The sequence below is a fragment of the Ruegeria sp. CK2 genome (genome assembly GCF_056536585.1).
On record NZ_JBQFPW010000027.1, the window covers coordinates 1 to 20,572 of the forward strand.

At 54.1% G+C, this 20,572-nt stretch carries 26 protein-coding genes and 2 pseudogenes; 13 read left to right on the forward strand and 15 right to left on the reverse strand.

From position 1 onward, the window contains the following. The 3 genes and pseudogenes from ACR0BU_RS23750 to ACR0BU_RS23760 form a co-directional block, all read right to left on the reverse strand. Positions 1 to 2,272, reverse strand: a pseudogene (locus ACR0BU_RS23750) (hypothetical protein); the annotation flags it as partial. Positions 2,273 to 2,337: 65 nt separating this feature from the next. Beyond that, on the reverse strand, positions 2,338 to 2,550 hold the full coding sequence (locus ACR0BU_RS23755; protein WP_480739396.1) for a hypothetical protein: 213 nt from the start codon (positions 2,548 to 2,550) through the stop codon (positions 2,338 to 2,340). A gap of 134 nt (positions 2,551 to 2,684) precedes the next feature. Beyond that, positions 2,685 to 2,936, reverse strand: a complete 252-nt coding sequence (locus tag ACR0BU_RS23760) for a hypothetical protein (protein WP_480755771.1) — start codon at positions 2,934 to 2,936, stop codon at positions 2,685 to 2,687. Positions 2,937 to 3,338: 402 nt separating this feature from the next. On the opposite strand from ACR0BU_RS23760, the gene ACR0BU_RS23765 reads away from it, so the two are divergent. Further along, positions 3,339 to 3,548, forward strand: a complete 210-nt coding sequence (locus tag ACR0BU_RS23765) for a VOC family protein (RefSeq protein ID WP_298938523.1) — start codon at positions 3,339 to 3,341, stop codon at positions 3,546 to 3,548. 24 nt (positions 3,549 to 3,572) lie between these two features. Here ACR0BU_RS23765 and ACR0BU_RS23770 read toward each other — a convergent pair whose 3' ends face one another. From ACR0BU_RS23770 to ACR0BU_RS23780, 3 genes are all read right to left on the reverse strand, one after another. Beyond that, positions 3,573 to 3,905 carry an ArsR/SmtB family transcription factor gene (locus ACR0BU_RS23770; RefSeq protein WP_299085284.1) on the reverse strand — a complete coding sequence of 111 codons (333 nt, stop codon included), beginning with the start codon at positions 3,903 to 3,905 and terminating at the stop codon, positions 3,573 to 3,575. Next, on the reverse strand, positions 3,905 to 4,540 hold the full coding sequence (locus tag ACR0BU_RS23775; protein WP_298938520.1) for an SRPBCC domain-containing protein: 636 nt from the start codon (positions 4,538 to 4,540) through the stop codon (positions 3,905 to 3,907). Before ACR0BU_RS23775 ends, ACR0BU_RS23770 begins: the two co-directional genes overlap by 1 nt. 110 nt (positions 4,541 to 4,650) lie before the next feature. Further along, complete coding sequence (locus ACR0BU_RS23780) at positions 4,651 to 5,106, reverse strand: MarR family winged helix-turn-helix transcriptional regulator (protein WP_299085290.1); 456 nt, start codon at positions 5,104 to 5,106, stop codon at positions 4,651 to 4,653. A 37-nt stretch (positions 5,107 to 5,143) separates the two neighbouring features. Here ACR0BU_RS23780 and ACR0BU_RS23785 point away from each other — a divergent pair, with 37 nt between their 5' ends. The 3 genes and pseudogenes from ACR0BU_RS23785 to ACR0BU_RS23795 form a co-directional block, all read left to right on the forward strand. Then, positions 5,144 to 5,557 carry a VOC family protein gene (locus ACR0BU_RS23785; protein WP_298938518.1) on the forward strand — a complete coding sequence of 138 codons (414 nt, stop codon included), beginning with the start codon at positions 5,144 to 5,146 and terminating at the stop codon, positions 5,555 to 5,557. A gap of 13 nt (positions 5,558 to 5,570) precedes the next feature. After that, the gene (locus tag ACR0BU_RS23790; protein ID WP_480739390.1) at positions 5,571 to 5,798 is read left to right on the forward strand and encodes a YdeI/OmpD-associated family protein; all 228 of its coding nucleotides are present in this window, start codon (positions 5,571 to 5,573) and stop codon (positions 5,796 to 5,798) included. Positions 5,799 to 6,040: 242 nt separating this feature from the next. Then, a pseudogene (locus tag ACR0BU_RS23795) lies at positions 6,041 to 6,310 on the forward strand (transposase); the annotation flags it as partial. A gap of 146 nt (positions 6,311 to 6,456) precedes the next feature. Here ACR0BU_RS23795 and ACR0BU_RS23800 read toward each other — a convergent pair. Further along, positions 6,457 to 7,974: a DHA2 family efflux MFS transporter permease subunit gene (locus ACR0BU_RS23800; protein WP_480739388.1), complete on the reverse strand. Its 1,518-nt coding sequence runs from the start codon at positions 7,972 to 7,974 to the stop codon at positions 6,457 to 6,459. 154 nt (positions 7,975 to 8,128) lie between these two features. Then, a complete protein-coding gene (locus tag ACR0BU_RS23805; protein WP_480739387.1) occupies positions 8,129 to 9,238 on the reverse strand; it encodes an HlyD family secretion protein in 1,110 nt (369 codons plus the stop codon). Here ACR0BU_RS23805 and ACR0BU_RS23810 point away from each other — a divergent pair. Together ACR0BU_RS23810 and ACR0BU_RS23815 are read left to right on the forward strand one after the other, a co-directional pair. Next, a complete protein-coding gene (locus ACR0BU_RS23810) occupies positions 9,204 to 10,010 on the forward strand; it encodes a TetR/AcrR family transcriptional regulator (RefSeq protein ID WP_480739385.1) in 807 nt (268 codons plus the stop codon). The genes ACR0BU_RS23805 and ACR0BU_RS23810 overlap by 35 nt on opposite strands. A 255-nt stretch (positions 10,011 to 10,265) precedes the next feature. Continuing rightward, complete coding sequence (locus tag ACR0BU_RS23815; protein WP_298938504.1) at positions 10,266 to 10,715, forward strand: GNAT family N-acetyltransferase; 450 nt, start codon at positions 10,266 to 10,268, stop codon at positions 10,713 to 10,715. An 89-nt stretch (positions 10,716 to 10,804) separates the two neighbouring features. Here ACR0BU_RS23815 and ACR0BU_RS23820 read toward each other — a convergent pair whose 3' ends face one another. From ACR0BU_RS23820 to ACR0BU_RS23835, 4 genes are read right to left on the reverse strand one after another with little or no spacing between them, the layout of a single operon-like run. Continuing rightward, positions 10,805 to 11,245, reverse strand: coding sequence for a hypothetical protein (locus tag ACR0BU_RS23820; protein ID WP_480739384.1), 441 nt, complete (start codon positions 11,243 to 11,245; stop codon positions 10,805 to 10,807). A gap of 10 nt (positions 11,246 to 11,255) precedes the next feature. Further along, the gene (locus ACR0BU_RS23825) at positions 11,256 to 11,642 is read right to left on the reverse strand and encodes a Rid family hydrolase (RefSeq protein WP_480739382.1); all 387 of its coding nucleotides are present in this window, start codon (positions 11,640 to 11,642) and stop codon (positions 11,256 to 11,258) included. Between the two features lie 58 nt (positions 11,643 to 11,700). Continuing rightward, positions 11,701 to 12,087, reverse strand: a complete 387-nt coding sequence (locus tag ACR0BU_RS23830) for a hypothetical protein (RefSeq protein ID WP_480739381.1) — start codon at positions 12,085 to 12,087, stop codon at positions 11,701 to 11,703. A gap of 37 nt (positions 12,088 to 12,124) precedes the next feature. Continuing rightward, positions 12,125 to 12,736 carry a TetR/AcrR family transcriptional regulator gene (locus ACR0BU_RS23835; protein WP_480739379.1) on the reverse strand — a complete coding sequence of 204 codons (612 nt, stop codon included), beginning with the start codon at positions 12,734 to 12,736 and terminating at the stop codon, positions 12,125 to 12,127. Positions 12,737 to 12,941: 205 nt separating this feature from the next. Between ACR0BU_RS23835 and ACR0BU_RS23840 the strand changes: the two genes are divergently transcribed. The 4 genes from ACR0BU_RS23840 (at position 12,942) to ACR0BU_RS23855 (ending at position 15,738) form a co-directional block, all read left to right on the forward strand. After that, the gene (locus ACR0BU_RS23840; protein ID WP_480739377.1) at positions 12,942 to 13,538 is read left to right on the forward strand and encodes a hypothetical protein; all 597 of its coding nucleotides are present in this window, start codon (positions 12,942 to 12,944) and stop codon (positions 13,536 to 13,538) included. 205 nt (positions 13,539 to 13,743) lie between these two features. Next, positions 13,744 to 14,286, forward strand: coding sequence for a GNAT family N-acetyltransferase (locus tag ACR0BU_RS23845; protein ID WP_299085320.1), 543 nt, complete (start codon positions 13,744 to 13,746; stop codon positions 14,284 to 14,286). 272 nt (positions 14,287 to 14,558) lie between these two features. After that, the gene (locus ACR0BU_RS23850; RefSeq protein WP_480739375.1) at positions 14,559 to 14,684 is read left to right on the forward strand and encodes a hypothetical protein; all 126 of its coding nucleotides are present in this window, start codon (positions 14,559 to 14,561) and stop codon (positions 14,682 to 14,684) included. A 124-nt stretch (positions 14,685 to 14,808) separates the two neighbouring features. Further along, on the forward strand, positions 14,809 to 15,738 hold the full coding sequence (locus ACR0BU_RS23855; RefSeq protein ID WP_480739374.1) for a DMT family transporter: 930 nt from the start codon (positions 14,809 to 14,811) through the stop codon (positions 15,736 to 15,738). Positions 15,739 to 15,922: 184 nt separating this feature from the next. Here ACR0BU_RS23855 and ACR0BU_RS23860 read toward each other — a convergent pair whose 3' ends face one another. Both ACR0BU_RS23860 and ACR0BU_RS23865 read right to left on the reverse strand, forming a co-directional pair. After that, positions 15,923 to 16,198, reverse strand: a complete 276-nt coding sequence (locus ACR0BU_RS23860; RefSeq protein WP_298938259.1) for a YgdI/YgdR family lipoprotein — start codon at positions 16,196 to 16,198, stop codon at positions 15,923 to 15,925. Positions 16,199 to 16,500: 302 nt separating this feature from the next. Further along, positions 16,501 to 17,559: a GlxA family transcriptional regulator gene (locus ACR0BU_RS23865; protein ID WP_480739372.1), complete on the reverse strand. Its 1,059-nt coding sequence runs from the start codon at positions 17,557 to 17,559 to the stop codon at positions 16,501 to 16,503. Between ACR0BU_RS23865 and ACR0BU_RS23870 the strand changes: the two genes are divergently transcribed. From ACR0BU_RS23870 to ACR0BU_RS23880, 3 genes are all read left to right on the forward strand, one after another. After that, positions 17,560 to 18,786 carry an MFS transporter gene (locus tag ACR0BU_RS23870; RefSeq protein ID WP_480739370.1) on the forward strand — a complete coding sequence of 409 codons (1,227 nt, stop codon included), beginning with the start codon at positions 17,560 to 17,562 and terminating at the stop codon, positions 18,784 to 18,786. Positions 18,787 to 19,081: 295 nt separating this feature from the next. Continuing rightward, positions 19,082 to 19,525 carry an SRPBCC family protein gene (locus tag ACR0BU_RS23875; protein ID WP_480739368.1) on the forward strand — a complete coding sequence of 148 codons (444 nt, stop codon included), beginning with the start codon at positions 19,082 to 19,084 and terminating at the stop codon, positions 19,523 to 19,525. Positions 19,526 to 19,535: 10 nt separating this feature from the next. Then, complete coding sequence (locus tag ACR0BU_RS23880) at positions 19,536 to 19,853, forward strand: ArsR/SmtB family transcription factor (protein WP_298938255.1); 318 nt, start codon at positions 19,536 to 19,538, stop codon at positions 19,851 to 19,853. Between the two features lie 387 nt (positions 19,854 to 20,240). Here ACR0BU_RS23880 and ACR0BU_RS23885 read toward each other — a convergent pair. Continuing rightward, on the reverse strand, positions 20,241 to 20,572 hold a 332-nt coding region (locus ACR0BU_RS23885; RefSeq protein ID WP_480739365.1), incomplete at its 5' end, for an autotransporter outer membrane beta-barrel domain-containing protein.

Consider the following 20,572-nt stretch of genomic DNA (forward strand, 5'->3'; position numbering starts at 1 on the left):
GGGTCAGTTCATCGTCACCCGTGCCGCCGTCCAGGATATAGGAAAAGTCATAGCGGGCCGTGGACTCAATCGTGACGCTATCGTCGCCCGCACCGGTATGAATATCCCCGTTGAAACGGCCACCCGTCAGGTTCAGGGTGTCGTTGCCGTCTCCGCCATAAACATCACCGACGAAATGGCCGCCTTCCATCTCCACGGTATTGTCACCCGCGTCAAAACGAACATCGCCGGTGAAGTCACCATCTTCCAGGGTCAGGGTATTGTTGCCCGCACCGCCATAGACGTCACCAGTGACGCTTCCGCCTGTCACGGTCAGGGTATCATCACCTGCATCAAGAAGAATATCACCGGAGATCATTCCTGCCGAGGTGATGGTCGCTGTGCCATCGTCGTCTTGTCCCACAAAACCATCAAATCCGTGCGTATGGGTCTGAATTGCAATGCCAGAAGCCCCGGCAGCCACACGGGCCCCATCGAAGATATCAATCTCACCGCGGGCGCTTGAGATCGTACGGATCGCAGCGCCGTTGCCCGCTCCGCCCGTCACGGACCCGTACACATCCACGTCAAAGCCTCGTGCGCCCAGTAAAACCGATCCGCTGCCGGAGCTGGAGTTAACCTTCACGTTATTCCCCGAAACGCGAATCCCGTCTGAACCTGAGCCTTCAGCCGTGACCCTGGCCTGCGCACCCAGCTTTACAACCCCCTTCGCTTGCGCCTTGGGATTATCCAACAAAGTGCCAACGCCATCCGATTCCGCCAGAATTCCGTGAGAATTTCTCCCATGCGTCGTGACTGTGCCGGCATCCATCTCCACGATCACGTCACTCGCTCCGCTGGTGTCCGCATAGATTCCATAGGATCCATTGGCGCTGTTGCCACTGTTCCTCGTCTCGATAGACCCGCCGGTCATTATCACCTTCACCCCGATTGTATTGTCGGAGTTGGTTCCATGGTCCGTGTTATCAATCCGCACACGAAGCCCGTGAGAGTTTGAACTTTCTGTGATGATTGTGCCGGCATGCATTTCTGCGGTCGCCGTACCATTGAGGCCATTGGCCTGGACATGAAGACCATGGGCATTGGAGCCATCAATATCGATCTCCCCGGCTCTCAATACAGCCTTTGCCGTTGCGCTGGAGTCACTGTTGCGATCGATTTCAGAGCGAACATTATTTACAATAACTATCTCCTTGGCGTCGACCGATACAGAAAGCCCGTGCGCCTGGTCCCCATACGTGGTGATTGTGCTGGTGCCATCGGTTTCATCCATCTCCGCGATCGCCGCGCCACCAGTGGCTCTGGTTCCCGCAGAAAGCCCATAAGAATTGTGAGCGTGGGTCTCGATCTCTCCTCCCGTCATTTTTGCCCGCGCCGTGGCCGTGCTATTCACGTTCTCATAAATACGCGCCCGAACCGCGTAAGCGTGCCCCTCGTTGTTGTCCCCTACCTGCTCCCCAAGCGTGGTGATTTTGCCGCCACTCATGTGCGCAAGTGCCTCGCCCTCGCTCCCACGGCTCGCTGCAACAACCCCGGTGGCGAGTTCCTTGTGCGTCTCGATCTCCCCTCCGGTCATGAGAGCCGTCACCGAGGCAGCGGATGCGCTCTGCCCGTTGGCAGCGTCCGCCTGCTGTTTGCTGAGGCCCGTCGCCTCCATCGCGCCACCCCCCGCCGCATGCGTAGTGATTTTGCCACCACTCATTTGCACGATTGCCGCGCCATCAATAGATTTGGTTACTGCCGAAAGCCCAGAGCCTGCTCCTTCGTAGGTATTAATGACACCCCCTTCGCTCATTTCCGCCTTCGCCGTGGCTGTGCTAGCCGTATTGTCGATCTCCGCCCGAACCCCGTGACTAACCAATCCATCCGTGGCGACATCCCCGTCAATCAGGTGTGCATGCACATTGCCATCACCCGTCGTTTTCGCAAAAATCGCGGAGTTAAAATTCCCATTGGTGGTGATCACCCCATCGATGTCTCCACCATCATCAACCTGCACAGAAACATCGTGATCATGCGTCACATCCACAGTTACCCCGGAGCCTTCCACTCTGAAGCCGGGGCTGCCAAGCGTCAAAGTTCGCGCATTTGAATTTTCATAGGTGATGCCGTCAGTGTAGTTGGTAGCGTTACATGAAACGACGCCGTTAGTTGTTGGATTTCCGCACTCATTGTCCGCATGGGCCACGCTGCCGCTGAACAGCACCGCCGCGGTTGCCACGACGGAAAGGCCTGGCGCAATGCTTGCCACTTGGCCCTTGAACTTGGTCAAACGACCACCCCGAACCAAGACGTTAAGCGGGCGAAAGGCGGGTTGCATATCCGAAAACTCGTTTGTCATACTGAGACTCTCCTGTGAGGGGTATCGCCAACGCGCTTGAGCACGATCGGGAAAAAGCACGACCCGTTCTGCCGAACAGGCCGTTGGCTGGCATTAATGCGGGAATTGATCGGAGGCGGGGCTTCGACCAGACACGAACCGGCACCGGTGATTGGCGGTGATGCGTCCACGTCGTCCGAGCCAGTCGTGATAAGGTGGGAGCGGGTCATATCAGACCCCAAGCCGCACACAGCCATATCGCGCGTCACAGCAGCCAAGCGCGACCGCGTCAGGCCATCCGATCCGGAAGCCGCGATCAGACCACCAATTGATCCACGCGCTCCGGACGGCCAGAGGCCGGGTGTCAGAATATCAGGTGATTTACCCGGTAAGTGCCACTGTCTGCGCCAGGGCGCAGCGACAGCTCTGAACCGATGAACCGATGAACCGATGAACCGATGAACCGATGAACCGATGAACCGATGAACCGATGAACCGATGAACCGATGAACCGATGATACGCCAGACCCACTCGGCCTGCAAGTAACAGGCTGAATTTATTGCGAATATTGGCGATTTTTAGCCGAACACTCAGGGGCCGATCAATGCGTTCCATACCCAACCTTAGAACCCGGTTGCTGTATTGGGAAATATTCCAATCCTATATTTAGATAGCCACCAGCTATGGTAAGCCTGCGCCCTTCAGACTTTCACTTTGTCAACTTGGTCTAAGCGTAAAGTAACTGACCTTGGCGCAGTCGAAGCAAAACATAGTTTGTTACGCTCGCCCGCCATTTGCCACCTGATTTTGAAGGCCTGGTTCTCGCGGTTTGCGACTTGCTACACGAGAGAAACACAAAACGAAGATAAAGGTCTGGTCAGGACTCAAATTATCAATCGGGGCTGATTGCAAACAACCGCCACAAGGAGCCCTTAATGACCGATGCTGCATAGAGCACGAATGTCTGTAATAGTGACTTATGACCCGACACCACCAATTGTTCCCCAGGGATTATCCATGAAATTTGTGAACCCGCTTCCATTTGTTGAGGACGTAGAGAAATCTAGGAGATTTTATTCAGGCGTTCTCGGCCTGTCGATCATTCAAGACCATGGCAACTTTGTCATGTTTGAAGGCGGGTTACTAAAGTCGTGGAAGGGCGCGCTATCGACGTCTGACGGTTATGGTCGGATGACCGGTGCCAGCTCAAAGCGAACGTTCGCCTAACCAGACTGATTAAGAATTCCGCAGCTATTCTATCGTACCTGAACGCTTGCCTCGCTCAATCTCAGTCGCCAGAGCTTCCATCTTGGAGCCCCAATAGCGACGAAGTTGGTCAAGCCATGCCTGCACATCCTCGAAGCCAGCAGGATCAATCGAATAGCACCGTCTCGCACCGTCTCTGCGCACGTGTGCAAATCCAGCATCGCGCAATATGCGAAGATGCTGTGAAACCGCTGATTGCGAAATACCAAACTCAGATTCGATGACGTTGACGATTTCGCCTGATGCGTGCTCTTTCTGGGCTATCAGCTCCAGCGTTCGTCGCCGGACCGGGTCCGACAGAACATCGAAAGCGTGCATCAACCCTCTCCCGTGTAGAAATCTGCGGTTCGAGATGCGGTTTCCATCGCGATCTTCTTAGGGGTGCCATCTTCAGCGTGCGCTTTCCCCCAAGCTTCGGACCAAGAACGCAACCTGCTCTTGCCCTCTTCTCCTTCTGCCCATTCCTGACCCGCCTCAATCACGCTCTTGCCTTTCATTTGAATATGGCCATCCAGACCTAGCATTGCCAATTCCCAGCCAACACCTGTGGCGCCAGGACCGTATTTGTTCCAATGCGCTTCGTTCTCTTTGTCAGCCGGCAGTTCATGTTCAAGTGTCAGCAGCGAACCGTTCTCGACATTCTGAATCGTCACCTTCACCCAGCTTATATTTCCACCAAATTCCCATGTAATAGCTAAGGTATGCGGCGGATCGCATGAAGTAATGTCGCCGTCAGCATTGTTTTCGATAGAAAACCGTCCTCCGCTTTGGAAGTTGCCTGAGACATTGCCGAACCAGCGCTCTATCCGTTGTTTTTCGGTGATTGCAGTCCACAAATCTGCCTGACTAGTTGGATAGGTGCGCGAGGCGCGAACCATATGCGTGGGGCGACCTTCGCGATCACCTTTTCCAACTGTGCGAATGTCCGCACCAAATGCCTTTTCGAAATTCATGATCACATTCCCCAGATGCAGATATATTAGCTTACGCTAATATCACACCTGACTAATATAATCAAATTTTGCCGCCAAGGCGGACTATGCTGACGCTCGCAGAACATCTACTATCGGACCGGTCTGTCCATCCTCGGCCGTGGATTGGCGTGTAGTTTTCTTAGGATGGAGCTGAAAGCTGCGCATTCCTTTTCGTCGAACTCTCCCATCAGATTCATCAGGATTTGTGTCCGTTCTTCGCAACTATCCACAAGCATCTTCCGCCCTATGTCGGTCACTGACAGCCTCGGCGTCCGAAGGTCACCCTTGTCGATTTGCTTTAAGATCCAGCCGCGCGCTTCAAGATTATTGACCAAACGACTCATCGTCGGGCGGCTGACGCCTTCGTGACTGGCGAGAAGATGAAGTCTGTCCATGCCGAACTCTGAGATGGCAGCGATTGCAGAAAGCTGTTGGCCGGTCGCTCCGGCACGTTGTTCGATCTGTCGCATCATCCGGTCGAGCATGGGCAGGAGCTGATGCAAAGCCTGCGCGGCAAAGAATTTGCTGGGATGCAGATCAATCATTAGCTATGCTAACGATAAAGGCGTCGGGAGACAAGTCATGGAAATTCACAAGGGTCGTTTGGTCGATCACATCCACCTCAGTGTGTCAGACCTCGCCGCAAGCCGTAGGTTCTACAAAGGATGCCTGGCCGCCTTGGGGCAGGAGCTGTCGCAAGATACCGCGCATTTTTTCATTGCTGACGAGCTGTTCGTGGCGCCTGCCGGAGAAAGCCCAACGACCCATGTTCATATGGCTTTTCAAGCTGGATCAGAAGGGCAGGTTGCAAGCTTTCACGCTGCCGCCATAGAGAACGGTGGAACCGACAACGGAGGGCCCGGACCTCGCGACTATCATCCCGGTTACTATGCAGCCTACGTTCTTGATCCAGACGGAAACAACATCGAGGCCGTGTGGCATGGCCCAGCTGACCGATCCGCAGAAAGCGTAGTCTTTGCCATACCTGAGGGGTAACCGCATACCAGATTTGAAACGTCCAATCCAACCGATGCCTGAGTTTGTGAAAGAGGCGCTGCGTGATGCCTACCTAAGCGATTCATACGATGCGCGGCCAGCTTATCAGCGTAACGACAATCTCTGGTGGATCAACAGCGCGAAGCGCGATGACACCAAGCGAAGGCGGCTCTCGAAGATGATCGCTGAGTTGAAAGCGGGATCAGGTTACATGGGGATGGACTGGAAACCAAAATTGTAAAGCTGACGTTGGCTGCGCTGCAATAACTCGGAGGTTCGGGCTCGTACATGCCCTTCTCTGAGACAAACCCGATTTGGTAGAATGAGCCCAAAGCGAACCTACGTCAAAATTGGACTTGGTGAAAAGCGGACATCCCAGCACCAGACAACGCTGACAAGAAGGCCATATTCTGTTGAAAAGGTCTGCCTTGATCAAAGGCCATCCCACTGATTCAATTCTCCTATTGAATGGGAGACTGGTCGATGATGGGATCAAGACAGGAAGCTCAGGCCGCACTGTTCTATGAGTTCTCGTTAGAGGACCACGTTCCCCAAGATCACCTGCTGCGGTCGATTGGTCGATTTGTTGAGCTGAGCAGTATCCGCAGTCATTTGGCGGACTTTAATAGCCATACAGGTCGCCCTTCCGTCGATCCCGAGTTGCTGATCCGCATGCTGCTTGTGGGCTACTGCTTTGGTATCCGGTCGGAACGGCGATTGTGCGAGGAAGTGCACTTGAATCTGGCATATCGTTGATTCTGTCGCCTCGATCTGACTGATCGAGTGCCGGATCATTCGACCTTTGTTGCCTGTCTGAAGTCGCCCGCAGAGCTTACCTGAAAAGCGGCGGCTGATGTTGGGAGCCGAAGCACTTCGGCCGCAACGGTTGGGTCGGAGAGTCATTGAAAAAAATTGGTTTTCTTTTGCACGGCCTTAAACAGCATTGCGAGCGGCAAAGCTGCAACAAAAAGCCAAACAATCGAAAGAAACGCTTCGTTGAAAGTTAGCAGCGCAACTTGCGACCTGATCGATTGCTGAATGGCTACCAACGCAGCGCCATCAACAATGCCAGGATCAAGCCCACGGCCGATAAAACTCTGTGACACGAGCTCGGTTCTTTGCTGAAGTGCCGGATTGGACGGATGGAGATTACTGCCTAAAATCTGGAGATTCAGTGTGTTGATCCGCTGTATGTACGTGTCTAGACATGCAACGCCGATCAACCCTCCCAATTGACGCCCAAGGTTGAACAGACCTGTCCCGGCGGAAACCAACGGCTGTGACAATCTGCTCAAGGCGATCAGCGTTAGACTCAAAAACAAAAATCCCAGTCCCAGCCCTCGCAACAACAGTGCGAGCCACATGTCATGTGATCCGCTTTGTGGGCCTGATCCGGAAAGCATCCACATGGACGCCATCACAAGAAGTACACCGATCGGGATGAATATCACTGGATTGGCACCGCGTGATGTCGTGAACCAACCGGCTATCAGCAGAGCCAACCCGATGGTCAAACTGGAAGGAAGAAGAAGCCGCGCGGTCGTATCCGACGGTAGGTGTAACACATTCAGCGCAAAAACCTGAATAAGGAAAGCGCTGCCGAACAAAGCAAAGCCAGCTACAAAACTGACCGCAAAGCCAAAGGCGAATTCCGATTTGCGAAACACATCGTATTTGAACATGGCGCGGCGCGGTCGCATATTCATCCTGACCACGAAGGCGATCAACCCAACGAGCGCCGCAGCAACCCACCAGCGAATGTGGGTAGTGTCGAGCCAGTTCCAGCGTGCGCCCTCCGACAACGCATAAGCCATTGCAGTCATTGCAACGGCAAACAGCCCCAGGCAAACCCAATCAAACTCCAACTCATCGTACTTCTGCGCAGGCAGGTAGCGCCGCACGGTAAACAGAATGAGTGATGCGGCCGACGCCACCGAAGCGCTTAGGGCAAATATCCACCTCCAGGAACCTGCGGCGATGAGTTCGCCATGCAAGGCGGGCGCAGCAGACGCAGGCGCAACCACAACTCCAAAGGCAAACACAGCCTGGACCAGACCCTGCCGCGTTTTGGGAAACAGCTGGAATAGGATTGTCTGGCAGGAAACGAGAAGGGCGGCGCCCGTTGCGCCCTGCAAAATTCGAGAAGCCACAAGGCTCAAGATGCCGGGAGAAACCGTGCATAGCAGGGACGCTACGATACTTCCAACCAACGCAAACCAAAGGATACGTCCAGCCCCGGCCCGGTTGACGGCCCATGCGCAGGCGGGAAGAAGGGTAAGCTTTGCCGCCACAAAGGCCGTATTCAACCAGTTCGCGGTATCCTGAGTGGCTGACAAGCCTTCCATGAACTGAGGGCGGGCCATCCCATAAACTGTACTGTTCAGCGCATCCACAGTAACCGCAAGCGTCAGTCCCACCACCACCAACGCGAGAGCATATGCGTCCGGTCGATGACCACCCCGGTCTGCGTGCAAGCAAGTCAAGATTGGATATGAATGCTTTCGAGTATCTAAAGACGCAGACTTGGCACCATAGTGGCCGACTTGCCGGTTTTCATAACAAGAGCCAGCTTCATCCATCTTTCTGGCTCCAGGAAGCCTCTGCGGGGATCTTGGTTAACGCTTCACTTGTTGTTTTGTCCGCAGCTACAGATTGGGTATCGACACGAACTTTGGCGGACATTCCGGCGCGAAGTCGGCTAAAAAGCGGACTTTCAGGTTCTATTGAAACTTTTACAGGTATCCTTTGGACAACGCGTATGAAGTTCCCGGTAGCGTTGTCAGACGGCAAAAGGCTGAACTCTGCTCCGCTGGCTGGCGCAATACTGTCTACATGTCCCAGAATTTCCTGACTTCCAAACGCATCAACGCGAATTGCAACCAATTGACCTGGAGCTAAGTTTTCCAGTTGAGTTTCTTTGAAGTTGGCCACAACCCATTTTTGTTCATCCGACACAACAGCCAGAAGCGGCGACCCGGCTCGCACAAACTGCCCCGGTTCGACATGCAGGTTCCCGACAAGCCCGTTTATTGGCGAGCGGACGACTGTGTCTTCAAGAGAGATTTCAGAGAGCTGAAACAGTGCAGACGCTTGTTCGACAGATGCATCAAGTGCTACGGCTTGGGCATCCAAAACACGAAGCTTTTGCTGGCTGGCCTTCAATGCTGCTTGGGCTTGCTCGACGGATGATCGCGCCCTGACGGCGGTGGCGGTAGCGGTTTCCAGACGCGCTTCGGTTGCCCAGCCCTCATCTATCAGGCTTTTTGCCCTGCGCAGATCCTTTGTGGTTCGTTCGGCTTCAGCCAGAGCGGCATCTATTCTGGCGCGGGCTTCGTCGGTGAACAGGACCTGCATGTGGCGTTCTTCGTCAAGCCTCGCTCGGGCAGCCTTTGCGGCTGCCAGCGCGGCCTTCGCCTGCCTCGTATTTGCTTGATAGTCGATTGGGTCAATCCGAAGTAGAACATCTCCCGCTGCAACTCTTTCGTTATCGTTGACGGCAACCTCAACGATGAACCCTGCCACTTTTGGCGCAATCGGCACTTTATCGCTACGCACATATGCGTTGTCGGTCCAGGCATAGTTACTGCGGGTTTGCCAGTAGTTGTATCCACCAATAACTGAGGCAACGCATAGGGCTGTGACACCTATGACGGCAATCATCTTTGCAAGCCTATGGACCATGTCAATCTTTCTCCTCAGAACCGGCACTTGCCGATGGACGGGTGCAAAAGAGTACGAAACCGTACCGTTGTACTATACGGTACGATACCGTACCATTGCAAGCTCCTGTATCGCGTTCTGGAGATTGATTTTGAGCCAAACACCAACAGCGTTGACAGCACGACAAAGAAAAAAGCGAGAAGAAATAATTGAAATCGCATCGGAAATTTTCCTCCGGGAAGGGTTCGGGCGAACCAGCATGGATCAGATCCATGCCCGCCTGGGCGGTTCCAAACGTACCCTTTACAGCCACTTCCCCAACAAGGAGTCCTTGTTTCACACGATTGTCGAACGGATTTCGGGGCGGGTCTTTACGGCTTTGCAGCCAAAACCGACGGAGGGCGCATTTGAACGGGCTCTGTTCCGGATGGGATACGAGTATCTGAGCGTTCTTCTGTCGCCCGAGGGCATCGCTTTGTACCGTATCATGACGGCAGAAGCGCATCATTTTCCGGAGCTATCCCGGGATTTCTTTGAGCGTGGTCCTGTCGTTGCAAGTAAAGGATTGGCCCGCTTCTTTGAAGCCAATCAAACGGTAGGCAACCTTGTAACCTCAGACGCCCAAACAGCGGCAGAACAGTTTTTGGGTGCCGTTCGAGGGGATGTGCATTTGTCGGCAGTGCTTGCCGGTAAACAGCCTTCCCAAGCGGTGTTGAGGGAAAAGGTTGCGCGCGCGGTTAGATTGTTTACCAGAACGCCGGGCATTGAAGAAGCTTCCGACTTTCCAGCTTAATCCTAGCCGCTAAAGAAGCGGCAAGCAAAAAGGCGCACTGCCCGGAACCGGTGCTTGAGCATTGCGTCTTTCTCGGAACGGGATCCAAGCCTCGTAGACTGCATCCGCTCTTGCAGTTCCTCGAATGATAAACTAGCGATACAGAACCTGTCGAAGGAGATCTATGCGCAGAAGCCAAACCTGAACCGCAGCTGCGGTGTCAATAAGTGCCAGTCTTGGCACTGTTTCTCTGTGCAACATCTCTGCAGGACTATCATGAAAAACATCAATACACATATCCGTGCCTATATGGCATCGGACAATGAAAGGCTTTCGACTATCTGGCTTGATGGCTCTCTAACGGCGCATGCCTTTATTGGCGAAGAACGGCTGCGTGAGCAGCAAAGCCTTATCGAGACGACGTATCTCCCCAACTCGGAGACCTGGGTGGCCTGTCAATCGTGGGAGCCGATTGGCTTCATCAGCCTCGTGGACAGTTTCATCGGCGGCTTGTTTGTCGCGCCGCACTACCAGGGGCAGGGAATCGGCCGGTTTCTGGTCGCCCATGCAATGGCCCTAAAGGAGGAGTTGCGGTTGGAGGTTTACTTGGACAACCGCCGGGCACTTGCCTTCTATCAAACGCTTGGGTTCGAAGAACTATCAAGACGAGCAATGGATGATGATGGGTTGCCCTTCGAGACTGTCCAGTTGCGATTGAAAAGCTGATGAAAGAGCTGGGTGGCGACACGTAGCGTCCCGCCCAGCATTTTCCAACTACACCAAGCCGTTATCATGCCTTTGGTCGGATAGACCGGTCAGTATCGCCCGCTCTCGAGCAATCTGAGCCGCGGTCTATGCCGTGCGCGGTAAAGGTATCGGGCCCAGAGTACGAACACGGGTGTCAGCATACCGGCATCGATCTCTATGCGGTCTTGCAATCGGCTGCCGGTCTCGTTCTCCATGACCGTAAGACTGTGCAGCCATGTCTTCACACCAGCACCCCGTTCAGATGATCGAAGGATCATGCGCTGATTGTCGCATTCCAACACATCAATGCGATAGGGTTGCGCAGGAAGCTTGCCGAAGAGCGAAACCATCACTTCAAGCCTCTGCCCTGTTTGGGTGCGCCCGGCTGGCAATCCCTCAAACGAGACCAATCCTTCCATAACTTCGCTCAGCGACGCATAGTCGGTGGCCAATGCCCACAATCTTGACGCGCTTACGGGATAGTCGTTCTGTACAGTGACAATCCTCATGCGAGCCCCGTCAGTTCCTGCGCGCAATACATCTGATTTCGACGCAAGCGCCTTCCCGGACAAAACCCGCGACTTCGATCGCTGTCCATGCAGGGAACGGTTCCGATATATATTTCGCCCGTATGTCTTTGAACGCATTCAGATGGTCACGCAGGCCAATGTGGTAGCTGGTCATCTCCACCAGATGTTCGAAGACCAGTCCGGCTTCGGCCAGCACCATCCCGATCTTCCCAAAGACCGCCTCAATCTGGTCGGTTGGGTTGTCAGCGAGCAAGCCGTCCGCATCAGCACCTGTGAAACCGGTCATGAAGACAAAGCCATCGTGTTCAAGCCCCGGTGACATCATCCAGTCCGTCACGTAGCTTTCGAGGCTTTCCGGGATAATAGGTTTCGGCATCGTCTACCCTTTCAGATGCATTGTGTCTTTGTTGGTGTTATCGCAGTGCATCACGGTTCTAGCTGCCAAGCAAAAGAAGTGCTGAACAGACGAACCAGACAAACCAGTGTGGCAGTCGCCACAGGCTGCCCGCAGTTTTGCGCAGGACCTTCATCTGGACGATCCAAACCACGCCCCACAAAAAGAACAGCAGTCCGAAAAACAGGATCGCCGGACGTTCCAACGGACCAAGGTTCAGGACTGCGATGCCGAACAGCGTCGCCGCCACCACCAGAAGATCGACAGACAGCATCTGAAAGGCGCACATGGCCTGCACCCAATTGGTGTTGCGTTGCGTCTCCGATCTGGGTGGGGCGAGTGTGGCAGTCTCTTTTGTACCGATGACAACATGAGCCAAAAAGGCGGCCAGCGTAATGCAGGCAACGATGAAAACCCAAATGTTCAAGTGATATCTCCGCTATGTGAAACGTGGCAAAGGCGGGTCAGTCGTTTGAGGCCGATGCTGGCCGTAACCCGGCCCCAAGCATTGAAATTGCCTCGCGGACCAAACGCCTGTGCCGTCGCCTCGTTATGTCAAATAAACTCATATGCAAGACTACTCCATCCATCATGCTGGCCAGCGCGCGGCCTATCGAGGCGGCTTCATAGTGCTCTGCAACCTGCTTTCGTTCTTGAAGATGTGAGATCTGGTTGGCGTAGTAGGCACCCAGACGATCAAAAAACCGGGCCACATGCTGCGAGAAGTCCTCAGATGCAAAACTTGGACCGAACACCTCGAAGAAGACACGAAGAAATGAAGCCTGCTCAGTTGGGATATCCATCGTTCGGTTGAGCTCATCGAGAAAGGCATCAAGCGTCTCGCAAGTCTGGCCTTGTGTGATCCGGTCTTCCAGCATTGCAAAATGGCGATCGACAATCGCCTTCGTCATCGCGTCCTTGCCGTCGAAATATATGTAGAGTGTACCTTTGGCCAAGCTGGCCGCGCGTGCAACATCGCTCACCGATGACGCATGATAACCCTTTTCAACAAAAACCTTCATGGCCGCATCGAGGATTTCACCTCGCATTTTCGCTTTGTCCACGACCTTGGGCATTCACCTGTAACCCTTACTGCTCTCTTTCGTGCCCATCATAGACACAGAATTATTATGACCGGATGGTCATTTTTGTCGCACCCACTTTAATGACCAATCGGTCATTATAAATCAATGCTGAAAGCAACCTCGCCATCTTTTTTTGCTGTGACGTCAAACACAAAAACCAAAGTCATGGGTAAATCACCGACTCTAAGGAGAAGACATGCAAACCGCACCGATCAACTGGACTTACTCAGGCGGCATTGATCCGCTTTGCGGGACGGGCGCCACAGTGGCTGAACGTATCCTGGCCTATGGCATGGCCACTATTTTCACCGGCACCATTCTGGTTGCGGATCAGGCCCGGAATGTGCCCGTCGCCGAAGGTTGGAAAATTGCGCTGCTCGCCTTTTTCGCCTTTGACATCGCCGGTGGCGCGGTCGCGAACATGCTCAACTCTTGTAAGCGATTTTACCACACACATCTGCAACAAGGTGAGGGTCTGAGCGCGAGATTGGCGAAGAATCCGATGCTGTTCACAGCGATACACGTGCATCCGATTATCATCGCCTACTTTTTGAACGGCCACCTCCTGAACGCGACAATCTGGTACGCGCTGTTACTCGTCAGCGTGACAACAGTGCTGTTAATGCCGCTTTATCTAAGGCGTGCATCTGCAACCGGACTGACCGTACTTGCCCTGCTTGGCGACCAGCTTCTTCTGCCGCTTGGGGACGGGCTGGAGTGGTTTATTCCCTGTCTCTTCATGAAGATGGTTCTCGGCCATGCGGTGCAGGAAGAACCATATAGAGCTGGTTGACAGCAATGGGGGCCATGGTCCGCAAGAGATCAGATCACATCAGGCAGAGCTAATGACATGGTGTAGCAATCCGAGCAGCATTGGCACATCCGTAGCTCACACCAAGGCAACCTAAACAAAAACGAAATCTGGTATGCCTTGCTTGGATCAAGATGCTAGGTGCTTCGTGCCCAGATTTGACGCAGAACACACAAAGAGATCCCCGATGCCAAACCACATCCTAGCTCCAATCCTCGGCACTGACCGCCTCATCCTAAGAGGTCACCGGACCAGCGACTTCGATGACAGTGCTTCGATGTGGGCTGATCCGGAGGTGGTTGCCTTGATTTCAGGCGAGCCATCCACCGAGGAGCAGTCTTGGACGCGACTTCTGAGCTATACCGGTCACTGGTCGCATCTCGGCTTCGGGTATTGGGTCGTTGAATGCAAGAAGACCGGCGTATTCCTTGGAGAGGTTGGGTTTGCCAACCACCGACGCGATACGGCTCCTTCCCTGGATGGGAATCCGGAGGCAGGCTGGGTGTTCAAAGCGGGCGCACAAGGTAAAGGCTACGCCACCGAGGCCGTTACAAGGATGTTGGAATGGGCAGATGAATGGTTGGAGTTCGATCAAACATCCTGCATTTTTGATCCAGAACACTCCAACTCCATCAGGGTTGCTGAAAAGACCGGATTCTCGAACAAAATTATGGGCACCTATAGCACCCTCGAGACGCTTTTCATGCGACGAGCGCGCCAGTTCCGCTGATCTACAGGATGCATTGGTAAGGGGCGGCCAGTGGTCAACATTGCGCCCCAAGGATCCAGAGACGGGACACGTGGTAGTGATGACATGCATGGGCATCGGTGGCGGCTTCAGTTGTTACTCTGCCTTTCTGATAGCTGGATGTCCGCTTTTGCTTGAGAAGTCAGCGTAGACCGCAATAGCAGCAAATGACCGCTTTCCGATAACAGAGTTCTGTGCTTCACCGATGGCTGGGCGCGCGAAAGGCGGCAATGTCCTGCATTTCGGAGTTTGCAATGCCCGACGATAACGGTTCAGTTTGGGCTGAGGCTGTGTGGAAACTGGCTTGGTTTCTCGACGATGAGGATGTTTCAGTCGATTTTGTAGAGGCACGCGGATTCGGGGTCATTTTGACGCCCTAAGGGCTCATCCTGCCAATGCGGGCTTGTCGCAGAGAAAAGCAGGTGCGAGCCCAGACCTCCCAACTTTCTGCGGTGAAGCGAATGTCAGCATTTCAAACATCGATTGGTCCAGCTAGCGTGGGGCATGGCCAGTAGTTCAGACATTGATACGCCCGACAATGTTCGCCTCGGAGTGGCAACGATAGTTGGGACGGTGCTTGCGTTATCTCTCGGAGACGCCTTGATCAAAGCGCTCGGGGGTGGCGACGGAATGGGCATCTGGCAGCTGTTCGCCGTCCGGTCCTTGCTGGCGTTTCCGGTTCTGTTGGTTGGTGCCCTGCTGTTTTTCGGTTCCGATAGATTGAGACCAAGGTCTATTCCTTGGATTGTAGTTCGATCAACTCTGCTTGCGCTTATGTGGATCGCTTACTACCTGTCCCTCCCGCTTCTGCCGTTGGCAGTCGCGGCTGCCGCGTACTACACCTTGCCGCTGTTCATCGTAGCATTCGCCGCAGTCTTTGCAGGCGAGGCTGTGGGTCGAACGCAGTGGGCGGGCGTGGTGTTGGGATTTCTGGGTATTCTGCTCGTGTTGCGTCCAGGAGGCGATGCGTTCCAATGGGCCGCGCTGCTCCCGATACTCGCTGCAATTCTTTATGCAGCGGCCATGATCCTGACGCGGACGAAGTGCCTCAACGAGCATCCTGCGTCACTTGCTCTTGGCCTCAATGCGACCTTTATTCTGTTCGGAATGGCTGGGCTGGCCATGGGGGAGCTGTTAGGGTTAGACACCGACGGGTTTTTGACGACTTCGTGGGTAGTTATGTCATTCGACGAATGGCGAAACACTGCTATCTTGGCTGCGCTAATCCTCGTCGCATCGGTCGGAACGGCGGTTGCTTATCAATCCGCACCTGCTTCAACCATCGGAACGTTTGACTTTGCATGTGTGGGTTTTGCGTTGATTTGGGGCGCAGTGTTTTTTGATGAACGGCCGGATACCGTTGCGGTGATTGGTATTGCACTCATTGTTGTTGCGGGGGTGCTCGCAGTTCGACGGCCAAAGACCGAAAGCTGACTTTCATTGGAAAACAGCCAACGGCAGAAAAGTCCGCACTGCCGCCGTTGACTAGGTCGGGACAGCTCATATGCACTACCAAAACTGTCAGATGACCACTATGAGACCGAAGTTACAAATGCTGCGCTGCATTCGAATGTCGGCTTTTTGAGCTCGTCCGATATATGGCAAACAAGCTAGGAAATTATTCGGCTAGCAGATTGGGATTGGTGAAGGTTTTGCCATCGAACTCCACAAACAAAACTCCATGGAAAGACAAAGGTAAACTTGCTGTGACCAACGTCGACCTGGTGCCGTCTTCGCAGACCCAAAGCTTGGAAGCTTCTGTGAATTTACAGTTAGTTGCCGGACCTTCAGGTTCAGCATAGGTAATGACGTTGCGTCTAAGAGCAAAAGTTGAGCCATCTTGCGATTTCATTTCAGAAATTGATGAGCAACCTGCCAAAAGAACGGCCGCCATTCCTATCCGAAGCATTTTGAATATGAGCATCAGGTGACGTTAGCACCTGAGCAGACGCGAAGGTACCAGAAATGAACGGCAGCAAATGTCCGCAGTCCCACCATCTGCAAAGCACTTGGGAACGTCCGGTTTGCGCAGCTAAGGGCCTAATGCACTGACAGCATCCTAGTTCGACAGCAACAGCGGCTGTGGGCACAAACCACATGTCTGAACCTGCGCAGCGAATGACTGGAGCGAGCCCACGTTTCCGTATTTCTGCAGAGCGGCGATTGACCGCTTCGGGGTTCGTCAAGTGCAGAGCACTAGCTCTCTCCAAACATGTCTCGATAGGCCAATGGAGATACACCAACGTGGCGTTGGAAGGCGCGCCGGAGGCGTTGCTCGTCCGAAAAACCTGCATTGAAGGCGACTTTCGCCAATTGCAGATCGCTTCGGGCAAGGGCGCGTTTGGCGGCATCCACACGCATGATCTCGACAGCTTTTGCAGGCGTCATGCCCATTTTCTCCTTGTACTTTCGAGAGAAGCTGCGGGGGCTCATGGCGATCCGTTCTGCGAGTTTCGGCACGCTCAGGTCACTTTGCAGATGTCCTGCGATCCAGGCATGGAGGTCAGCGAACAGCCCCTCGGTTTCCGACGCCTGAATATTGAGCACATCGCTGAACTGGGCTTGTCCGCCTGGCCGCTTGAAAAACACCACGAGGGCTTGCGCAACCTGCATGGCGGCTTCATGACCCATGTCTTCCTCGATCATGGCAAGCGCGAGATCGATGCCTGCCGTAACACCAGCCGACGACCACATATTGCCGTTTCGAACGAAAAGCGGATCGCGCTTCACATCAATGTCCGGAAAGCGTCTCTTCAACTCATCCACCTGACGCCAATGGGTTGTTACGCTGTATCCGTTGATCAATCCAGCCGCAGCCGTGAGAAACGAACCCATGCAGGTCGAGGCAATCCGCCTGCAACCCTTGCTGGTCTTGGCGAGCCAATCCACAGTGTCTTGTTGTTCGACGACATCAAAAACACCCTCCCCGCCCGCGACAATCAACGTGTCGATAGGATCAAGCGCCGCCTGCTTAAGAGGGATGCTGCTTAACTCCACATGACAGTCTGTGGCGACAGGTCCGCCATCAGGGGACGCGACTTCAATTTGATAGTGCTGCTTGCCATTCGCAATCTCGGTGTTGTTCGCACTTGAGAATGCCTGAAGCGGCCCGGTGACATCCAGAAGCGTAACGCCCGGATAGATGACAAAGACGATGCGGTGAACGCGGCTGGCTGTTTTTGACTGCATATTGTCATTTATGCCAATCTCAGCAACTTGTAAACCGATCTGGCCATACACATCGGAGCCAGTCATTTGCCCTCAGCATCTCAAAACAATACAGCGACACTCATCATTGGGTTGTCCTTTGTTGCCCTCGCCCTGACATTTTCGACAAGAGCGGCCCTTGGATTGGTTATGCCTATTCTGGAACAGGACCTCGGCTGGTCTAGGAGCTTTACGTCAGGTGCTGCCGCTATTGCCCTTTTGGTCATGGCCGCAATTGCCCCATTTGGGGGGCGACTCGTCGACAAACAGGGCGCGCGCGCGATCTTATTGATCGGGCTCGGGGCTTTGGCAAATGGGTGTTTTCTGATTGCTACCACTGCCAACCCTATCGCCTTCTTTCTAGCGTTCAGCGGTATCGCGGCTGTCGGATTTGGCCTCGTTGCGACCCATGTCGTCTCAACCGCCGTAGAACAAGAGATCGAGACGAACAGAGGTTTGGCGACGGGCATTGCGACATCAGGTTCAACGGGCGGTCAGTTTGTCTTTGTCCCGCTATTAGCATTGCTCATCAGCGCGTATGACTGGCGCATGGCCTTTGCTGCACTTGGCATCGGGACGCTCATCATTATGGGTTGTGTCTTTCGATGGTTTCCCAGAACCGCAGGACGTGCAGATATCGCCGCCAAGGAGATAGGCGCAACCGGCACATTGTTACAGGATTTGCGAAACATCCTGAGATTGCCCGCGTTTCAAATCCTGTTCTGGAGCTACTTCATTTGCGGCTACACGACCTCGGGTGTGATTGAGACTCATTTCCTGCCCTATGCCGCATTTTGCGGGTTCGGGCCGGTGCCATCCGCCAGCGCTTACGGACTTCTGTCCGCGATCAACCTTGTCGGGATGATCCTGGCTGGGTGGTTGACGGATCGTGTGAACAGACCGCTGCTGTTGGGGCTTATTTATCTGACGCGCGGCTTGGCCTTCGTTATCTTGCTCAATGTTGGCGCGAGTTTCGAGACGTTGGTTTTCTTCTCCTTCCTCTTTGGACTGGTGGACTATTCAACCGTGCCCGTGACAGCGAGCCTTGTGGCATCCCATATCGGTAGGGGCGTCATGGGACTGGCGTTCGGATTGATCTCCGCCGGACACCAGATTGGTGCTGCCGCCGGGGCATACTTTGGCGGGATCTTATATGATCTCTACGCTCAATATGACTGGGTTTGGTGGTCATCTGTCTGGCTGGCAGTGTTTGCGGGTATCTTGGTCTTTTTGATGAAGGACAAACCAGTAGTCCGATCTACTTCGCCAGCCTGAGGCGAGTCACCGAATACCACAGGGATCAGCGGAGCAGACATTCAACAACCTTCCGCGAACGGCAGAAAAAGTCCGCACAGCCGACTTCGGGCCGCCATACAGCGGAGGTCCGCAGCGAGCCCAACGTGCAGGATGTTACGTTTCATTCGAGCGGCAGGAACCATCATATAGCAGACATACATGAATGCTTGGTACGTCGGCGTTAGTGACTCACTGCTTCCAAATCCAAAATGCAACTAATAGGTTGCATTAAAAGCCGGCGATGGTAAGGATAAGCAACCAGGAGGTTGCTAATATGGTTGATACCATCGTGAAAGTTATCGAATTAAAAGCCCCACTATCGCGCATCTGGCAGGCTATTTCTGACCACAAAGAGTTTGGTCAGTGGTTCCGCGTTAAGCTGGACGGCCCCTTCAAGCCGGGTTCAGTTTCAACTGGAAAGATGACTTTCCCAGGCTATGAAGACTACCCATGGCGTGCAGTTGTTGAACGCATGGAGCCGGAACGCTTGTTTTCGTTTAGATGGCACGACTTCGACGAGAAGTCTGGCGTTGATGTTGCCGAGCAGGCCACGATGCTAGTCGAATTTCGCCTAGAGCCCACAGCCGAAGGAACCCGACTGACCATAACTGAGAGCGGGTTCGAAGCTCTGCCAAACCACCGTCGGCTCGAGGTTTTGCGAGACAATACCGAAGGCTGGAACATCCAAGCCAACAATATTGCTGCCCATGTCGCATAGTTTACTTGTAATGACGGCGGAAACCGCTGCCCCTGTGTTTGCAGCACTTGGTGACGCGACTAGGCTGTCTCTACTTTCTCAGCTATGCGACGGGCAAACGCGGTCCATTGCCCAACTTACGCATGGTACCGGCCTTTCTCGCCAGGGGGTCAGAAAACATCTGACCGTTCTCGAACATGCCCGCGTTGTTAAGAGTGAACGCGTGGGGCGAGAGAGTCAGTTCACTGTTCGACCGGATACGTTGACCGAAGCCAGACAGTATCTTGATCGGGCATCGCAACAGTGGGACGATGCGATTGAACGTTTGAGACTGATGGTTGAAAAGTAAGACCTTGATCGGATTGGGCTCGGGGTTACGCGGGTTCACAAGGGGCTCAAAGTGTCGGATAGAGCACAACATGCAATTTGACGCGAAGGGCCGGAACCAGTCATTCGACTAGTGCCAGTCAATTGCAACAGACACCGCTCATCTGACTTAGGTCACTGGTACTACGAATGTCCGGTTTGCGCCGTTCACGACTTGCCGACCGAACGAAACTGAAAACAACAGTGAAGGGCCGGTCAGGGCTCAATGCTACTGATTGTCAAGGTTCCTGTGCCACCCAGGTTGTGTTGACAAAACGGCTCACACCGTGTGCTGGTTGTGCTTCAAGCTGGCATCTGCAATAGAGACCAGCTTGATATGTTGCCTGGTGTCTGACGAGGGGCAGGTGTTCTAGAATACCATTTTGAGGCCTGCATTTGCACTCAGAGCGCTGGTATCACCGGCGTTACTGAGCCCGGTGGCATAAGAGGCTTCGCCAAAGAGATCCACGCGGTCCGTCAGGGCATAGTTGCCGCCGAAGCCGACCCCAACTGCCCAGGGCTCACTCTCGGTCGTCAGGGTCGTCCCCGCAACATTCACCTCGCTGCCCGCGCCAAACTCATGGAACAGGTTCACGATGCCATAAAGACGCCGCGTCTCCTGTGCCTCCTGCGCACCAAACTCAAGCCCAAGCCGCAGCTGCTGGCTGGACGCATCCTCAAGCGTCACCTGCTCCCCGTAGC

Excerpts from the sequence above, each read along its gene's own strand:
- ACR0BU_RS23755 (WP_480739396.1), bottom strand. The coding sequence starts at position 2,550 with ATGACCCGCTCCCACCTTATCACGACTGGCTCGGACGACGTGGACGCA.
- ACR0BU_RS23760 (WP_480755771.1), bottom strand. The coding sequence starts at position 2,936 with ATGGAACGCATTGATCGGCCCCTGAGTGTTCGGCTAAAAATCGCCAAT.
- ACR0BU_RS23765 (WP_298938523.1), top strand. The coding sequence starts at position 3,339 with ATGAAATTTGTGAACCCGCTTCCATTTGTTGAGGACGTAGAGAAATCT.
- ACR0BU_RS23770 (WP_299085284.1), bottom strand. The coding sequence starts at position 3,905 with ATGCACGCTTTCGATGTTCTGTCGGACCCGGTCCGGCGACGAACGCTG.
- ACR0BU_RS23775 (WP_298938520.1), bottom strand. The coding sequence starts at position 4,540 with ATGAATTTCGAAAAGGCATTTGGTGCGGACATTCGCACAGTTGGAAAA.
- ACR0BU_RS23780 (WP_299085290.1), bottom strand. The coding sequence starts at position 5,106 with ATGATTGATCTGCATCCCAGCAAATTCTTTGCCGCGCAGGCTTTGCAT.
- ACR0BU_RS23785 (WP_298938518.1), top strand. The coding sequence starts at position 5,144 with ATGGAAATTCACAAGGGTCGTTTGGTCGATCACATCCACCTCAGTGTG.
- ACR0BU_RS23810 (WP_480739385.1), top strand. The coding sequence starts at position 9,204 with ATGACGGCAATCATCTTTGCAAGCCTATGGACCATGTCAATCTTTCTC.
- ACR0BU_RS23805 (WP_480739387.1), bottom strand. The coding sequence starts at position 9,238 with ATGGTCCATAGGCTTGCAAAGATGATTGCCGTCATAGGTGTCACAGCC.
- ACR0BU_RS23815 (WP_298938504.1), top strand. The coding sequence starts at position 10,266 with ATGAAAAACATCAATACACATATCCGTGCCTATATGGCATCGGACAAT.
- ACR0BU_RS23820 (WP_480739384.1), bottom strand. The coding sequence starts at position 11,245 with ATGAGGATTGTCACTGTACAGAACGACTATCCCGTAAGCGCGTCAAGA.
- ACR0BU_RS23825 (WP_480739382.1), bottom strand. The coding sequence starts at position 11,642 with ATGCCGAAACCTATTATCCCGGAAAGCCTCGAAAGCTACGTGACGGAC.
- ACR0BU_RS23835 (WP_480739379.1), bottom strand. The coding sequence starts at position 12,736 with ATGCCCAAGGTCGTGGACAAAGCGAAAATGCGAGGTGAAATCCTCGAT.
- ACR0BU_RS23840 (WP_480739377.1), top strand. The coding sequence starts at position 12,942 with ATGCAAACCGCACCGATCAACTGGACTTACTCAGGCGGCATTGATCCG.
- ACR0BU_RS23845 (WP_299085320.1), top strand. The coding sequence starts at position 13,744 with ATGCCAAACCACATCCTAGCTCCAATCCTCGGCACTGACCGCCTCATC.
- ACR0BU_RS23850 (WP_480739375.1), top strand. The coding sequence starts at position 14,559 with ATGCCCGACGATAACGGTTCAGTTTGGGCTGAGGCTGTGTGGAAACTG.
- ACR0BU_RS23855 (WP_480739374.1), top strand. The coding sequence starts at position 14,809 with ATGGCCAGTAGTTCAGACATTGATACGCCCGACAATGTTCGCCTCGGA.
- ACR0BU_RS23860 (WP_298938259.1), bottom strand. The coding sequence starts at position 16,198 with ATGGCGGCCGTTCTTTTGGCAGGTTGCTCATCAATTTCTGAAATGAAA.
- ACR0BU_RS23865 (WP_480739372.1), bottom strand. The coding sequence starts at position 17,559 with ATGACTGGCTCCGATGTGTATGGCCAGATCGGTTTACAAGTTGCTGAG.
- ACR0BU_RS23875 (WP_480739368.1), top strand. The coding sequence starts at position 19,082 with ATGGTTGATACCATCGTGAAAGTTATCGAATTAAAAGCCCCACTATCG.
- ACR0BU_RS23880 (WP_298938255.1), top strand. The coding sequence starts at position 19,536 with ATGACGGCGGAAACCGCTGCCCCTGTGTTTGCAGCACTTGGTGACGCG.